This is a genomic window from Eubacterium segne (assembly GCF_014287775.1).
GTDB classification, from domain to species: domain Bacteria; phylum Bacillota; class Clostridia; order Lachnospirales; family Lachnospiraceae; genus Eubacterium_G; species Eubacterium_G segne.
Map to the genome: position 1 here is coordinate 138219 of NZ_JACOOZ010000008.1, position 17460 is coordinate 155678.

The window sequence follows — 17460 nt, forward strand, 5'->3', positions numbered from 1 at the left end:
AAATGTTGACAGGTAACCTGATGACAGGAAAGGAAGAAGCATGGAACATAGCAAGGGAATTATTAGAAAAGTAGCAGGACCTTTGGTAATTGCTGACGGAATGCGTGATGCTAACATGTTTGACGTGGTAAGGGTCAGCGATAAAAAATTAATAGGTGAAATAATAGAGATGCATGATGACCGGGCATCTATTCAGGTATATGAGGAAACGTCAGGACTTGGACCGGGAGAAGAGGTTGTATCCACCGGTGCACCAATGTCTGTTGAGTTAGGTCCGGGATTAATAGGCAGCATATATGATGGTATACAAAGACCTCTTGATGACATTATGAAGGTTTCCGGAAATCTTTTAAAGAGGGGAGTTCAGGTTCCGTCACTTAAAAGAGAATTAAAATGGGAATTTGTTCCTACGGCAAAGGTAGGAGATATGGTTGAGGCAGGAGATATTATTGGAACCGTACAGGAAACTGCCGTAGTTACACAGAAAATAATGGTTCCATATGGAATTAAGGGTGAAATCGTAAAAATAAACGGAGGAACCTACGATGTAACTGAAACCGTTGCAGTAATAAAAACTTCAGATGGTGAAAAGGAACTTACATTAATGCAGAAATGGCCGGTAAGAAAAGGCAGACCTTACAAGAGAAAGAAGGCACCTAATAAACCTCTTATTACAGGTCAGAGAGTTGTTGACACACTGTTTCCTATTGCAAGAGGTGGTGTGGCAGCAGTTCCGGGACCATTTGGAAGCGGAAAAACAGTTATACAGCATCAGCTTGCTAAGTGGGCTGAGGCAGATATTGTAGTATATATCGGCTGTGGCGAGCGTGGAAATGAAATGACGGATGTTTTAAATGAATTTCCGGAGTTAAAGGATCCTAAAACAGGACATTCCCTTATGGAAAGAACAGTTCTTATTGCCAACACATCAGATATGCCTGTAGCAGCCAGAGAGGCTTCCATATATACAGGTATAACCATTGCGGAATATTTCCGTGATATGGGATATTCAGTAGCCCTTATGGCTGATTCCACTTCAAGATGGGCAGAAGCCCTTCGTGAAATGTCCGGACGATTGGAAGAAATGCCTGGTGAAGAAGGATATCCGGCATATTTAGGTAGCCGTCTTGCCCAGTTTTATGAAAGGGCAGGGGATGTGGTTACCCTGGGAAAAGAAGGAAGAGACGGGGCATTATCAGTTATCGGTGCCGTATCACCTCCGGGAGGAGATATTTCAGAGCCGGTATCCCAGGCAACCCTTCGTATTGTAAAAGTATTCTGGGGTCTGGATTCTAATCTGGCATATAAGCGTCACTTCCCGGCAATAAACTGGCTTACAAGCTATTCACTTTATGTAGACAGCATAGGTGGATGGTTTACGGAAAATATTAATAAGAACTGGCTTACTTTAAGACAAAAGTTAATGAGTCTTTTACATGATGAGTCAGAACTGGATGAAATAGTAAAAATGGTAGGTATGGATGCATTATCTGCACCGGACAGACTAAAAATGGAAGCTGCCCGTTCTATTAGAGAGGATTATCTTCATCAAAATTCCTTCCACGAAGTAGACACATATACGTCTCTTAAGAAACAGGAGATGATGATGGAATTAGTAATTGGATTTTATGAGAAATCTAAGGAGGCATTGGACAATGGAGCAGATGTGGAAGCTCTGATAAAAATGCCTGTCCGTGAGGCAATCGGACGTTTTAAATATACTCATGAAGATGAGCTTGATAAAGAATTTGCAGAAATAAACGACAGACTGGATATTGAGATTGCCAATACTTTAAAGAAGGAGGAGTTCTAATATGCCAAAAGAGTACAGAACCATACAGGAAGTTGCCGGACCTCTTATGTTGGTAAGGGACGTTTCAGGAGTAACTTATGATGAATTAGGTGAAATAGAACTGGCAAATGGAGAGGTAAGACGATGCAAGGTTTTAGAGGTAAACGGAAGCAATGCATTAGTTCAGCTTTTTGAAGATTCAACAGGTATTAACCTTTCAAACAGTAAGGTAAGATTTTTAGGACGAAGCATGGAACTTGGAGTGTCAATGGACATGTTAGGAAGAGTATTTGATGGTCTTGGAAATCCCATAGATGACGGTCCGGATATTTTACCTGATGAAAGAAAGGATATTAATGGTATTGCCATGAATCCGGCAGCAAGAAATTATCCTTCAGAATTTATTCAGACAGGAATATCTGCCATTGACGGCTTAAATACATTAGTAAGGGGACAGAAGCTTCCTATATTTTCCGCATCAGGTCTTCCTCATGCCAATTTGGCAGCTCAGATTGCAAAACAGGCAAAGGTAGTAGGAACAGATGAGCCTTTTGCAGTAGTTTTTGCAGCAGTGGGAATTACCTTTGAGGAATCAGACTTTTTTGTCAACAGCTTTAAGGAAACAGGAGCCATTGACAGAACTGTAATGTTTATGAACCTTGCCAATGACCCGGCAGTTGAACGTATTGCCACCCCTAGAATGGCACTTACAGCAGCAGAATATCTTGCCTTTGAAAAGGGAATGCATGTACTGGTAATTATTACTGATATTACTAACTATGCAGATGCCCTTCGTGAGGTATCTGCAGCAAGAAAGGAAGTCCCTGGAAGAAGAGGTTATCCGGGATACATGTACACTGACCTTGCCACACTTTATGAGCGTGCAGGCCGTCAGAGAGGAAAAGACGGAAGTATAACCATGATTCCTATTCTTACAATGCCTGAGGATGACAAAACCCATCCTATTCCTGACCTTACAGGATATATAACGGAAGGACAGATTATTTTAAGCCGTGAACTATATAGAAAGGGAATTACACCACCTATTGATGTATTGCCTTCACTTTCACGATTAAAGGATAAAGGTATAGGTGAAGGAAAAACAAGAGCTGACCACAGTAATGTAATGAATCAGCTGTTTTCTGCCTATGCAAGAGGTAAGGATGCCAAGGAACTTATGACAATTTTAGGTGAGGCAGCATTGTCTGATATTGACCTTATTTATGCTAAGTTTGCAGATGAATTTGAGAAGGAATATGTTTCCCAGGGATATGATACAGACAGATCCATAGAGGAGACAATGAATGTAGGCTGGAAACTTTTGTCAATGCTTCCAAAATCAGAATTAAAGCGTATTGACGAAAAATACCTTGATAAATACTATATTAGCAAGTAGGACATATAACGGATTTGTTAACGAAAGGTGGGAAGTTTTATGGCATCTACACGTGTAAATCCAACGAGAATGGAGCTTACAAGGCAAAAAAAGAAGCTTATGTCTGCCACAAGAGGACATAAACTGTTAAAGGATAAACGTGACGAGTTAGTAAGACAGTTTATGGATATGATAAAGGAAAATATGAGGCTCAGACTTAAAGTTGAAGAGGGACTTAAAAGGGCAAACAGGGAGTTTGCCGTGGCCAGGGCAGGAATGAGTGAAGAGGTTTTAAACACAGCCCTTATGGCTAATAATAAGTCGTTGGAAATAAAGCAGGATTACAAAAATATAATGAGTGTTGACATTCCACAATTTTGTGCTAAAACTGAAATTGGCGGAAGGGATATATATTCTTATGGATATGCTTTCACTGCCGGGGATTTAGATGATGCAGTATACTCATTGTCTAATGTTTTTTCTGATATGATAAAGCTTGCTGAAATAGAAAAATCATGTCAGCTTATGGCATCGGAAATAGAAAAAACAAGACGAAGGGTAAATGCATTAGAACATGTAATAATTCCTCAGGCTTTGGACAATATAAAATATATAACCATGAAATTAGATGAAAATGAGAGAAGTACCCAGATTCGTTTAATGAAGGTTAAGGATATGATGTTAGAAGAAGCAGTGGAAGCCAGACGGAAAGAGGATATGTAAGTATCTATATGAATATTATGTAACAATTAATGGCGGAGCTTTTGCTTCGCTATTTTGTGTTTTCTGATATCTATAAAACTTCCATATGGTATGTTATGTTTTAAAAGGAGGTAATAAATACATGAAAATTTTATTTTATGACACAAAAAAATATGACAGGGAATCCTTTGATAAAATAATCCCTGAATATAAGGACATTCAAATAGAGTATGCGGAGGAAGATATAAGTGAAAGAACTGCAAAATATGCAAAAGGATATGATGCCATATGTGCTTTTGTAAGTTCTGATGTAAGTGAAAAAGTATTAAAAATATTGAAAGAATGTGGCGTAAAGTTAGTTCTTATGCGTTGCGCGGGATATAATAACGTGGATGTAGGGGCTGCAAAAAAATATGGAATTACGGTGTTAAGAGTTCCGGGATATTCACCGGAAGCTGTGGCAGAGCATGCCATGGCATTAGCCCTTGCCAGTAACAGACATATTCACAAGGCATATATTAAGGTCAGGGAAAATAATTTCAGCCTTGTGGGACTTACGGGAATTAATTTTTATGGAAAAATAGCAGGAATAATTGGAACAGGAAAAATCGGAGCGGCAATGTGTCGTATTTGCAGAGGATTTGGAATGAAGGTTATGGCATATGATATTTACAAAAATCCGGATTTGAATTTTGTGGAATATACGGATTTAGATACAGTATTAGAAAAAAGCGACTTAATTTCCCTACATTGTCCACTGACAGATGATTCTTATCATATGATAAATAAAAAGACTATTAAAAAAATGAAGGACAACGTGGTCTTAGTAAATACATCAAGGGGAGCTTTAATTGATACTCAGGATTTGATACAGGGAATAAGGGAGCACAAATTTCACAGTGTAGGTCTTGATGTATATGAAGAGGAAACTAAGAATGTTTTTGAAAACAGGGAAGATGATATATTAGAGACATCCATAACATCAAGACTTTTGTCGTTTCCAAATGTAATAGTTACTTCTCATCAGGCATTTTTAACAGAAGAGGCACTAGAGGCAATAAGCTACACAACTTTAGAGAATGCCAAATCTTTTGAAATGGGAAATCTTATTGAAAACAATGTGGTGAAGTAATGTTAAGCTGTTTAGGGATTAGAGAAATTGGCTGGCAATGAAGTAATCCGGATATCAGAGGTGGCAAAATTTTGTCCTGCTTACATCATAAACGAACACAGACACCGGTGCCATAAAAGGTGTAAAAATTTTATAATTGGTTAGCATATTTTAGACACTGTTGAGAATAAAAACGTTATTGTGTAATATGAAAGTGAACATAAAAAGGTTTTCATTTATTATACAATGGAGGTTTAACATATGAGAAAGGCATTAGCAGTTATAGCTACAATGGTGGGAATTTTGGCAGCAAGCACCGGTGTAAGTGCTTCATATAATCAGGACACACTTACTATTGATCCAAGTGACATGAAGTTAATATGGTCGGATGAGTTTGAAGGAGATGCACTTAATACAAACAACTGGACTTATGAAATTGGAAATGGAAACTGGGGTTGGGGAAACAACGAACAGGAATATTATACAAGTTCCACAGATAATGTATATGTAAACAACGGAACTTTAAAAATATCTGCAAGAAAGCAGTCTGTAGGTGGAAAAAATTACACCTCGGGACGTATTAAAACAGCAGGAAAAGTGGAAGTGGGAAACGGCTACGTTGTAGCAAAAATCAAACTTCCTTCAGCAAAAGGTATATGGCCGGCATTCTGGATGTTAGGAACTAACGGACAGACATGGCCTATGTGTGGTGAAATTGACATAATGGAATCCATAAATACCAACCAGTTCCCATATGCAACAATGCATTGGACAACAGTGGCAGCACCTACAAAGGATCATTATGAAAGTAAGTTCCCGACAGCATACGGTTTCCCGAATTTTGATAAAACCCAGTGGCATACATACGGCGTTTACAGAACTGACGACAAAATAAGAGTATTCTATGATAATCAATTAATAGGTTCTTATACATATGTAGCCGGAATGGAAGAATTAAAAGATAATTACTATATGTTATTAAATGTGGCAGTAGGAGGAAATTTAACTTCTAATCAATTGCCTGCAACATCAGCACTTCCGGCAACAATGGAAGTAGACTATGTAAGATATTACAGAGACAAGACAGCTCAGGATATTGCTGACGAAAAAGAGCAGGCAGCTAAGGAAGAAGCAGCAAAGAAGGCTGCTGCAGCTAAAGCAGAGGCGGAAAAGAAAGCAAAGGCGAAACCGGCAAGGGCTACAGTTAAATCCATGAAAAATGTAAAGGGAAGAAAAGTAAGCCTTACCATTAAGAAGATAAAAGATGCCAAGGGATATCAAATCAGATATTGCGACAATAAAAGATTTCAGGGCTATATACAAAAAAATACTACAAAAACAAAGTATACGTTAAAGAGACTTGAAAAGAAAAGTACCTGCTATGTTAAGGTAAGAGCATATAAGGTATATAAAGGCAAAAAGATATATGGAAGCTGGTCAAAGGTTAAGCATGTAAAAATTAAAAAATAAATTATTTTAAAATCTCATACAAATTTTTATACACCCTAAGTGTTGGAGCAGATATCAACATTTGGGGTGTATTATTTTGTCAAATGTGATACAATAGCCATTGATACTATAATCTTAAAAATATTATTATTGGAGACTAATATGGAAGAAAAGATGAATGAAAATATTATAGAAGATACTGCAAATCAGCAGGAAAATAGTGCGGAAGCTTTAAGTAATTCAGAAAACATAAATAATTCGGAAACGAACGACAATAAAGTTTCACAGTCTGAAGGCTTAAAGCGTTATGAAAAAATATTAGATTTAAAAGAGAATTTATGGACATACGGAAGTCCTGTTTTGTTTGAAACAGGAGAGCTTGAGCGTGATACCGTAAGCAATAAGAACAGACTTACCCTTAAGTTTACCAATATTTATGAAAAGACAATCAGGGATTTAAATATAACTGTATATGCCAGTGATAATGAGGGCAATGCAGAAGAAATTCAGCATAAGTATGGAGCTTTAGGACTTAAGTATTTAGAATCAAAGGGCAAAGCTGCAAAGATAACTGTTTCAAATGAAGCAGCAGAGAAATTTGTAATAAAAATAGACAGTGTTGTTTTTGAAGACGGAACAGTATGGAATAAAAAAGAGGCAATATGTGAATCGGTAGGGGTACTTGATGATGTGGAAGTGTTTGCAAAGGCAAAGCTTAAGGACTATGAAGACAGCTATATTTCAGCAACGGAGGATGTTGAAAAGGACGATTCAGCAAGCATTGCCAATGGAATAGAGATATTTAAGAGAATTTACTGGTATATGAATACAGCAGAGTTGCTTAATGATGCCAAAAGAAAATATGCCATAGTAAAGCAGAATGAGGAAAGAAAGCAAAACAGTGAAAGCAGACGTGTAAACAGAAAAAAGGCGGTTCGTAAGAGATATATTACGGCAGCAATTATAATTGTGATTATAGCAGGATTAGCAGCAGTGGCTGTTATGACTTACTTTATTCCTAATAAGAAATATACGGCAGCTAAAAAGTTAATTAACAATAAGAATTATGAAGAGGCTATAAATTCCTTTAATGAACTTAACGGTTTCTTAAAAAGTGAGGAATATTTAGCCCAAGCATATTATAATTTGGGATTAAATCAGTTAGATAGTGAAGATGAAAATAAGGCAACTGAGTATTTCAAAAAAGGGTATAATTCTGACAAAAACAGCAGATATGGAAAAATGTGCGGAGCATTTTTAGATTATTATGCAGGTGCCACGGCATTGCAAAGTGAAGAATATGATAAGGCAATGGATTTATTTAAGTCAAGCAGCAATGCGGCAGCAGATATGAATCTGGTTAATAGGGCAAGTGCCGGGATGGCAGAAATTTATTACCTCAAAAAAGATTATGAAACAGCATGGAACACAATTAAAAATGTGTATGCAAAGGATAAATCTTACGAAACAGAGTACGGGACATATGGATATGGCTATGCTAAAGCTTTAGTAGATAAGGGCGATACAAAAAACGGCATGGAAATATACAATAGTGTATCTAAGTATACCAAGTCAGAGAACCTTAATGAAAGTGTTTATAAGCAGGCTGTAAAATTAGGAGAACAGGGAAAAATTTCTGAGGCAATGAAACTCCTTGAAACAATTAAGAAGAGCTACAAAAAAGCAGGAGCACTTTATAGTAAAATGAGCAGCTTTAACAGTAAGGTTAAATACTGGGTAGGCACATGGAAACATACGGGAAAAGTCAATGGAGAAAAGAAGATATATAAGATATATATTTCACAGGTTCTCTACAAGGACGAAATGTGTCTTAGAATTATAGATAAGAATAATGACTATCTGGGATTTGATACAGTTATAAGTACCAAAAATAAGGTAGATTCAATATTAATTGGAACTTATCAGCTGAAATTCAGATTAAGAGCTAATCATAATCAGAGGTTCACATATACTTTAAAGGGCGGAAAGAAGATGGTAAGACAGCTTAAATATAACGGAGAAAAATTTAGTACCCGTTATGGAAAAATAAAATAACAGGAGTTTAAATGAAAATAAAAATTAAAAGAATAATATGTCTTATTATTGCTACTGTCATGTTATGTTCTCCAATGGAGAATGTAACATGGTGTAACAATAACGTTTATGCTGACACAATTAGCAGGAATGCGATTGATGAGATTTCCACTATGAAAACAAGGGAAAAATTAATCCTTGTTGAAAGAAGAGAAAGACTGTATTCAGGAAACAGGAAAACCTCTGCATATAAGTCAGTTGCTGAAGCAGCTACAGGTTATAGAAAACAGCTGTTAAATCATCAGTATGAAGTAAACGCATATGTTAAATCAACGAATGCTGTTCCGGCAGAGGTGTTTGATGAACTGGAGAGTCAGGCATTTAAAGTCACATCAAAGGGTGACGAAGGGGACTACATGTATTGGGATATAGACAGGGAATACCCTTCCTATACACGTTATACAAGAAAAGAAAAAAAGAAAATCTACTATTATTATCACTTTAGGACTGAAGTATGGTATCTCACTACTTTAGAGCAAAAAAAGCAGGTAGATGCCAAGGTGAAAGAAATTATAAGCCAATTGGAAATTACAGAAGAAACTACAGACTATGAAGTAATTAAAATGGTATATGATTATGTGTGTGAACACGTAAAATATTCTGATAGCACAGTTGATGAAATCGTATATACATCGTGGTCAGCCTTGTTTAGGGGAAATGCAGTATGTCAGGGATATGCCCAGCTGATGTACAGGATACTTAAGGAATTGGGAATATCTGTAAGAGTTATTGCAGGTTTTGGAAGTCGTAATGTGCGCCATGGCTGGAATATTGTAAAGCTTGGAGATTACTATTACAATCTTGATTCAACCTGGGACGCTGAACTAATACAAAATGGAATAAAATATCGTTACTTTTTAAAAGGAGATAATTTTAATAAACATACCCGCTTAGAAGAGTACAAGACTATGGAGTTTTACAATGTTTATCCCATGGCTCAAAATGAGTATAATGTTGAACCTTTGGGATATTCACTTAAAACCCGGTCGGCCTTTTTTGCCGTCAAAAAAGCAAAATTTAAGAAAGTGGCAAGGAAAAAGGTTACTTTTGTTGCAGTTACCGGGGCTAAGGGATACCAGATTCAGTATGCAACAGATAAGAAATTTAAAAAAGGAAAAAAAACAGCAGTAACGTCGAAAGTATATTTTAAGCCGAAAAATTTAAAAAAGAAAAAGAAATATTATGTACGTTTTAGGGCATATAAGATAATTAATGAAAATAAGGTTTACACCAACTGGTCATCAGTGAAGGAGGTAAAGAGATACGTATGTCGATGATACTAGTGGAAAGACCGGGAAGAAATATAGTTGGATTTGCAAAAATGGTTAAAAAAATATGTTTATTTTATGATAAAATAGATTTAAAGGTTCTATAGGAGTTTGTTTGATACTCGGCTATTATACTTTCAGATAACTAAAAAAATATAAAAATGATACTTTTATAAAAAAAAACACCTAATCGGTTTTTATTTAATATGCTAAAATGGAAATAGGGTGATTGAACGAAAAAAAGGAGGAACATCATCTGAAAAAAAGTTGAGTTATAGAAAGGAGTATATGATGAAATTAAGTAATTCAATGAAAAAGTTTTTTGCTTATGTTTGTGCCATAGCTATGGTTGTCAGTTCAATGGCATTTTATGGACAGACATCGGTTGAAGCAAGTGGAAGTGCTGCTGTAGAAGGAAAAATTTACACAGTTACAGACGGCGATGCTACTATTGTAGGATTTACATGTCAGGGAATATTTGACAAGGCAAGAATCCATTTTGCATGGGGTACAGAAGTAGATGCTGCTTCTATTACAACAACAGTAAATGGAAAAAGTGTAAAAATTGACGGAACAAATGCCCATGGTATGTTTATTCCTTTATCAGAGGTAAGCACATTGGCAGTAGGAGAATATCAGATAGTTGTTAGCGCAACAGCTACAGAAAATTCAGCTACTGTTACAGGAAATGCAACATTAAAAATCGAAGATGAAGGTGAAACAACAACAAGAGATCCTTCAGTAAAGGTTTGGAAAGACTTAGGGGATGGATTCTCATATGACGATTCAACAACAGCATCAGTTATTAATATTCAGCAGCCGGATTGGTCGCCTGAAAAAGGTATATATGTAAATGTACCGGCAGGAATCAGCTCAGTTGCAGTTAATGGAAAAACAGGTGATGAAGTTGCAAAAATTCAGGGAGCAGGAGTTATTGTTTTCATTTCAGCAATGACAAAGAAAACAAACACTGTTGAAATTGAATATGCAGGCGGAAAAGCAACTGTTATTGTAAAAAATGAAAATGGAACAGATGGTGGTGATACACCAATAGAAACACCTACAGAAAAACCAACAGAAACACCTACAGAAAAACCAACGGAAACACCTACAGAAAAACCAACGGAAACACCTACAACACAGCCTACAGGAGAAGCTAACTGGGTTGAAATTGCAGGAAGTGATGATACTGCATCATATTATTATGATAAGGCAAATATGACAGTAAATGAAGTAGTAAGCATTCAGCAGCCTGGCTGGTCACCGGCAATGGGTATCTATATGAATGTGCCATCAGGAATTAGTGAAGTATCAGTAAACGGTGTTAAAGAAAATGTAGCAACAATTCAGGGTGCAGGAGTTATTGTATATCTTTCTGCTTTAACTCAGGAAATAAACGAAGTAGAGATTACTCATGCTCTTGGAACAGCTAAAGTTTCTATCAAAAAAGTTGAAAAGGCACAGACAGTAAAACATTCAGTAACAATTAATGGAAATAAAGTTGCAGAAGTTGAAGACGGAAGCACTTATACATTAGGTGATGCACAGTACGGATACTATACAGATGGTAAGATTTATAAACCGGGAACCGTACTTACAATAACAGGCGATATTGCCCTTACTTCAATTGACAGCCTTTCAGTAGATATGGCAAACGGTGCAGCTATTAAGCTTTCAACACCGGCAGGACTTAAGTTCCAGGCAAAGGTTTCATCAAACAATGGAGAAGCTGTTAAATCAGATGCTATTAAGGAAGGTATGTTAATTACGGCAAATGATATATATGAAAATAATTCATCTGCTTTAGACTTGACAAGCCCATATGCAATGCTTAATATTGTTAATGAAGGTTGGTTTGACGAAAGCGCAATGACATATTGCGGAGCAGTAGCTAATATTTCAGAAGCAAACTATACAAGAGATTTCATTGCCAGAGCATATGTAACCATTACATATACTGACAATACATCAGTAACTGTTTACTCAGGAATGAGTCAGACAAGAAGCGTAAGCTATGTAGCATCAGCAGTTAAGGCTGCCGGATATCCGGGAATTGCTGCATCAGAAATACCTGTAGTTGACTCATTTATAAAATAATTATGGGAGGAAACACAATGTCAGAGAAATATATTAGTCCAAAGGCAGAAGTAGTAGAGTTTGATACAAAGGACGTTATTACTACAAGCCCTGATAACAATTTTTCAGCTGATACATCAGGTTCAGCAAATCAGGGTGAAGGTTGGTCAGGACTTTACTAAAATTAACTGAATAATTTGATTTATGCTAAGGCGTTCGGTATTTTCCGGACGCCTTTTAAAGTGCCGGAATTAACACTCTATGTAACACGTAATCAGGCAAAAGAATGGGTTTGAGAGTAATAAAAATAAAATAAAATTAAGAAAGAAAAACATTTTTATTCTTTATAAGAAATCAAAATATCCAATGTTTTAAGGGAAAAACGTAAATAAAAATGGTTTTATATACAAAATATACTAAAAAAAATAAAAAATCTTTTATAATTTGGGACGATTGCATATAAAAAATCCCTCGGTTATAATATTAATGTATAAAAATTGTGAAAGGAGAGTTTGAAATGAACAAAACTTTAAAGAAAGTTCTTTCAGTTGTATTATCACTGGCTATGATTTTTACATCTGTTACAGTTTATAACACAACTGCAAAGGCAGCTGACGAAACGGAATCAGCTACGCAGGAAACTATTGACGTAGATGCCATTAATGACTGGACACAAATAGGAACAGCAAAAGACGGAGATAAGGCATATATTTCAAAGGCGGCTCTTGCAAAATTCGGAAATGAGGGGCTTAGAGGCTTTTATGATGCAGGAAAGACTGTAGGATGGAACATAAGCACATATATGAATTCAGTACCGGTTTTCGGGTTTGTTGCAAAAGACGGAAATCCTTCATCAGTTATTATTGACGGAGTGAGATATTTAAATGATGCAGGCAACACAAAGGCATATGTGGGAAATGACTGTGTATATATCAGTCAGGATACCTTAGCCGTTCCTGCTGGGGAAAGTGAACATGTATTTATAATTACAGCAGAAGGTTCAGGTACAGGAACATTTGCATTAAAGATAGTTAAGCTATCTGATCCTACAGATGCATCTTCAGTGGATACATCAGCATGGACAGAATGCCCGGCAATAGGAGCTAACGCATCTTTAGTATCAGGAACATATTATTTAGATACAGCCAACTATACAGCAAATGTAAACTCAGCTATTTGGGGTACAGTAGGTGTTGCTGCTGATACACCGTACCATGGCGAAGTTGACAATTGTAAAATAGAAGGTGGAGCTTTTACATTTGCAGTTTCAGGAGCTGTAGGACAGCCGGTTGGAGCTGTTTGGATTAACGGAAAAAGATATTTAAACGCTTCAGAAATGCTTCATGTCCGTGGAGATTCTGTTGAAATAGCTTTAAGTGCATTTAAAGAAGGAATTAACTACTTTGCTATTGAAGGTGCTGCTCAAACAGTAACTTTTGCAGTTAAGTATGTACCTGCACAGGCAGAGGTTGCTCCGGATCAGACTTTAGGTGAAGTAACTGATTACACAAAGGTTTGTGACAAAGATGGTAACAATGATTTATCAACAGAAGGAACAAGATATTATGTTTCAGAAGCTGTTAGAAATCAGTATATCAACTACATCGATTTATTTGGTATATTTACAGACCATGCTACAGCAAACTATCACCCGGCAGGATGCACATTAACAGGTGCAGCTTATGTATCATCATATCCAAGTGTTGCCGGAAAGATTAAATCAGTATGGATTGACGGAGTAAAATACACATCAGGAACAGATGAATGTTACATTGAAGGAGATCAGGTTCACCTTGCACAGAGCTTATTTGCACTTCCAAGTGGACAGGATGAAAAAGTATTTGCAGTAACAGTCAGAAGTTCAGAAAAAGACATTACATATGGTGTTAAAGTTGCAAAGGTAGCTAAATTTGATGTAACAGTTGACGGACAGACAACAGAAGTTGCTGACGGTGATACATATACACTTCCTGCTGATGCTGCTTACGGTTACTATTCAGATGGCAAGATGTACAAGTCAGGAACAGCAATTAAAGTTACAGCAGATATGACATTTACTTCAGTAAATACACTTAATGTAGTTGCAGCAAATGGTGCAGCCGTAAAGACTTCTACTCCTACAGGACTTAAGTTCCAGGCTAAAGTTACAACAGATAATAACGAAGCTGTTAAGTCAGATGCAATCACAACAGGTATGTTAATTACAGCAAATGACCTGTTTGAAAATAATGATTCAGATATGTCATTAACAAGCGCTTACAAAGTTCTTAACATTGTAAACGAAGGATGGGCTAATGCTGATACTCTTACATATTTTGGTGCAGTTGCTAACATTGTTGAAGCAAACTACGAAAGAGATTTTGTAGCAAGAGCTTATATAACAGTTACATATACTAACGGAGAATCAGTAACATATTATTCAAATGTTGCTGAAAAGAGAAATGTAAGCCAGGTTGCTTCAAGAGTAATAGCTGATGCTAACAACGGCCTTAGTGCTGATGAGTTAAACGTAGTAGCTTCATTTATTAAATAACAGGGGAGGATTAACATGAGAGAAGTATATACAAGTCCTGAAGTTGAATTAGTAGATTTTGATACAAAGGACGTTATTACTACAAGCCCTGATAACAATTTTTCAGCTGATACATCAGGTTCAGCAAATCAGGGTGAAGGTTGGTCAGGACTTTACTAATTAATATTAATTAAAAACTTACAACACCGTATCTGTGACTAAATCATGGATGCGGTGTTTTTTTGGCTCTTTGTCAGGCATGGGGGAATCCCTTATATATTTTTTTATACGATACAAATATTATACATATGGCAGGTATAATATCCTACGGAATAGTGTGTCGTATAACAATGATAAGCAGTTAAGATAGGGAACAAACACAGGAAAAAAATATATGTATGGGAGGTAAAATGGTGGATGTAAAACTACTTAATGAATTATATTTTGAAACGGAATATATGAAATTACTTCATATATTCCTTATGATTATGGGATGTATTTTGCTGTTATTATCAATATTTACAAAGGGAATATGTCTCTTATTATTTCATGTGTTTTTGCAGTGATAATGACAGTAAGAATGGAGAGAACACAGAGAGATAGAAATATTATTCATATGTATTATATTTTCGTTAGTGCGGTAATGGCTTTGTGCGGATTATTATCGGGTCCGGATTGGGTATATGGTTACATTGGTTCGTGGCAGGATTTCTTTTTGCCACTGTTGGGTGTGGAATATGGCATAGAAGTGGTTACTGTTGGTTTACTTCTTCTGGTTTTGTTGTGCATTGGATGTGGGTTGCACACATGGACAAAGAATAAAAACAGTGATAATTAATTTCCAAGATGGATATTTTATGGTATAATCTACTGACATAGGAATAATTTTATTAGCCCTTTTAACAATTAGAAAACAGGAGGTATTACCATGAGTGATAAAGAAAAAATGATAGATGACATTGTAGCAATGTTAGATGGAAGTATAAAGAAAGGGGACGGACACATTAATCTTAAGGTTGATGAAAATGTTGAGTCCTCAAAGAGAAAGGAAGTAATAAGAGGATGTGCAGACTGTTCAATTAATCCTATGCCATGCTGTGCACCAACAGAAGAACTTCCGGGGGATGACGAAATTTAACAAAAAATGAATAACAGCCTGTAAATAAGAGAAAATAGTAATGAATAAATATGATGTAAGTGGCAAAAGCATAATTGCTTATTTGTGCAAGCACAATTGCAAGTGGCAAATTTTGTTACTTACATCATAAATTTTAAAAGGAATTACTATGAAGCAAAAGCAGGTTGTTAAAAAAATATTCAGATATGTTTTCATTACATTTACTGCTGCCTTGTATGCAGTGGGAATCGCATTATTTTTAAATCCCAATAATTTGGCACCGGGAGGAATATCAGGAATCGCCATTATATTAAAAAAGATGTTCCCGGGACTTCCGGGAGTGGGAATGCTTATTTTATTAATAAATATTCCAATCCTGGCAGTGGGAATTAAAAAGTTTGGAATTAAATTTATTCTGTCAACAATGTATAGTCTGATTGTATCATCAGTGTTAATAGATATTCTTCCAATAGTTTTTAATGTTAATGGTGTTACAGATAATAAAATGCTGGCATCTGTTATTGGAGGAGCTACATTTGGACTGGGAATGGGATTAATGTTCAGATTGGATACCACAACAGGAGGGTTGGACATTATTGTAAAAATAATAAAACAAAAGAAACCCCATTTAAAAACGGGACAGATATATTTTTTGTTGGATGTGGTTATTTTGGCAGCGTCAGCCATGGCATTTAAGGATGTGGAGGTGGCGTTGTATGCGGCTATTGCTATTTATGTGTCCACGGTGGTTATGGACAGGGCAATATACGGAGGAGATGAAGCCACTCTTGTATATATAATAAGTGAAAAAAGAGAACTTATTGCCAGACGCATGATGAAGGAAGTAAATGTAGGAGCCACCATGATTCAGGCAAAGGGTGCATACAGTAACGAAACTACGGAAGTGATTATGTGCGTAATGAAGAAACAGACATTGGTTAAGGTAAGAAATATACTAAAACAAACAGACAGTGGAGCCTTTATGATAGTATCTTCGGCAAATGAAGTGTTTGGACAGGGATTTAAAGACCATTTTAAGACAGAAATATAAAGCATAATGTTTACAAATGAAGGCAGTTGTTCTAAAATAAGTGACATAGTGCTTATTTTGGGAGGAAGTTATGGCAACATTAAAAGACGTAAAGAGAATTGTTATAAAGGTGGGAACATCTTCTTTAACACACAGTACGGGAAAAACAAATATAAGACAAATGAAAAGACTAGTGACAGTTATATCCGATATAGTTAATTCAGGCATTGAAGTAGCATTGGTATCCTCAGGTGCCATTGGTGTAGGTGTGGGGAAATTAGGTCTTAAGGAAAGACCGGTTACCACAGCAGGAAAGCAGGCAGCAGCTACTGTAGGACAATGTGAACTTATGTTTATGTATGACAAGATGTTTGGAGAATACGGTCATAAGGTGGGACAGTTCCTTGTTACAAAAAGAGATGTGGATAATTTGGAAAGCAGAGATAATCTTATAAATGCCTTTGAGAGAACCCTTGAATTTGGTGCTATACCGGTTATTAATGAAAATGACGTTGTAGCTGTAGAAGAAATAGTTTATGGTGACAATGATAATCTTTCAGCCATAGTGGCAAAGCTTATAAAGGCAGATGCTTTGTTTATACTTACAGATATAGATGGGTTGTATGATGCCAATCCGAATGAAAATGAATATGCAAGAATAATACCGGTTGTAGAGGAAATAACTGAGGGATTGTTTGAACTTGCCGGTGGAAAAGGCTCAAAATTTGGAACCGGTGGTATGATAACTAAACTTCAGGCGGCGCAGATTGCAACGGAAGCGGGAATAGATACTGTTATTATGAACGGTGGAGATCCGGAGAATTTATATAAAATATTAGAAGGACACCAGGTAGGAACCTTCTTCGTAGCAAAAGACAAAGAACAGTCACGCTAGGCATGGCTGTTTTTCTTTAATAAGAAATGTTAATAAAGG

16 protein-coding genes are annotated in these 17460 nt (G+C 36.3%); all 16 read left to right on the forward strand.

Annotated elements, in window-relative coordinates; genetic code table 11:
- The first annotated feature begins 40 nt into the window (after positions 1-40).
- The 16 genes from H8S00_RS11465 to proB all read left to right on the forward strand — a co-directional run bounded on the left by H8S00_RS11465 (position 41) and on the right by proB (position 17421).
- Complete coding sequence (locus H8S00_RS11465; RefSeq protein ID WP_186840596.1) at positions 41-1813, forward strand: V-type ATP synthase subunit A; 1773 nt, start codon at positions 41-43, stop codon at positions 1811-1813.
- A gap of 1 nt (position 1814) precedes the next feature.
- A complete protein-coding gene (locus H8S00_RS11470) occupies positions 1815-3188 on the forward strand; it encodes a V-type ATP synthase subunit B (protein WP_021951870.1) in 1374 nt (457 codons plus the stop codon).
- A 39-nt stretch (positions 3189-3227) separates the two neighbouring features.
- Positions 3228-3890, forward strand: a complete 663-nt coding sequence (locus tag H8S00_RS11475) for a V-type ATP synthase subunit D (protein ID WP_021951871.1) — start codon at positions 3228-3230, stop codon at positions 3888-3890.
- 121 nt (positions 3891-4011) lie between these two features.
- Positions 4012-5001, forward strand: a complete 990-nt coding sequence (locus H8S00_RS11480; protein ID WP_021951872.1) for a 2-hydroxyacid dehydrogenase — start codon at positions 4012-4014, stop codon at positions 4999-5001.
- Between the two features lie 240 nt (positions 5002-5241).
- Positions 5242-6450 (forward strand): glycoside hydrolase family 16 protein, encoded by a 1209-nt coding sequence (locus H8S00_RS11485; protein ID WP_021951873.1) that lies wholly within the window; start codon positions 5242-5244, stop codon positions 6448-6450.
- 141 nt (positions 6451-6591) lie between these two features.
- Entirely contained in the window at positions 6592-8484 is a 1893-nt protein-coding gene (locus tag H8S00_RS11490; protein WP_186840597.1) for a tetratricopeptide repeat protein, read from the forward strand.
- 11 nt (positions 8485-8495) lie between these two features.
- Positions 8496-9800: a transglutaminase domain-containing protein gene (locus tag H8S00_RS11495; RefSeq protein WP_186840598.1), complete on the forward strand. Its 1305-nt coding sequence runs from the start codon at positions 8496-8498 to the stop codon at positions 9798-9800.
- Between the two features lie 258 nt (positions 9801-10058).
- Positions 10059-11888, forward strand: coding sequence for a hypothetical protein (locus H8S00_RS11500; protein ID WP_147365654.1), 1830 nt, complete (start codon positions 10059-10061; stop codon positions 11886-11888).
- 17 nt (positions 11889-11905) lie between these two features.
- Positions 11906-12049, forward strand: coding sequence for a hypothetical protein (locus H8S00_RS11505; RefSeq protein ID WP_021951992.1), 144 nt, complete (start codon positions 11906-11908; stop codon positions 12047-12049).
- 335 nt (positions 12050-12384) lie between these two features.
- Positions 12385-14400: a hypothetical protein gene (locus H8S00_RS11510; RefSeq protein ID WP_118589778.1), complete on the forward strand. Its 2016-nt coding sequence runs from the start codon at positions 12385-12387 to the stop codon at positions 14398-14400.
- Between the two features lie 15 nt (positions 14401-14415).
- Positions 14416-14559, forward strand: a complete 144-nt coding sequence (locus H8S00_RS11515; protein ID WP_158576826.1) for a hypothetical protein — start codon at positions 14416-14418, stop codon at positions 14557-14559.
- A gap of 230 nt (positions 14560-14789) precedes the next feature.
- Positions 14790-14945, forward strand: a complete 156-nt coding sequence (locus H8S00_RS11520; RefSeq protein WP_186840599.1) for a hypothetical protein — start codon at positions 14790-14792, stop codon at positions 14943-14945.
- Positions 14946-14947: 2 nt separating this feature from the next.
- The gene (locus H8S00_RS11525) at positions 14948-15217 is read left to right on the forward strand and encodes a hypothetical protein (protein ID WP_118589777.1); all 270 of its coding nucleotides are present in this window, start codon (positions 14948-14950) and stop codon (positions 15215-15217) included.
- A gap of 90 nt (positions 15218-15307) precedes the next feature.
- A complete protein-coding gene (locus H8S00_RS11530; RefSeq protein ID WP_021952228.1) occupies positions 15308-15517 on the forward strand; it encodes a hypothetical protein in 210 nt (69 codons plus the stop codon).
- 148 nt (positions 15518-15665) lie between these two features.
- A complete protein-coding gene (locus H8S00_RS11535) occupies positions 15666-16547 on the forward strand; it encodes a YitT family protein (protein WP_118589776.1) in 882 nt (293 codons plus the stop codon).
- Between the two features lie 70 nt (positions 16548-16617).
- Positions 16618-17421, forward strand: a complete 804-nt coding sequence (gene proB, locus H8S00_RS11540; protein ID WP_021952230.1) for a glutamate 5-kinase — start codon at positions 16618-16620, stop codon at positions 17419-17421.
- The last annotated feature ends 39 nt before the right edge of the window (positions 17422-17460 follow it).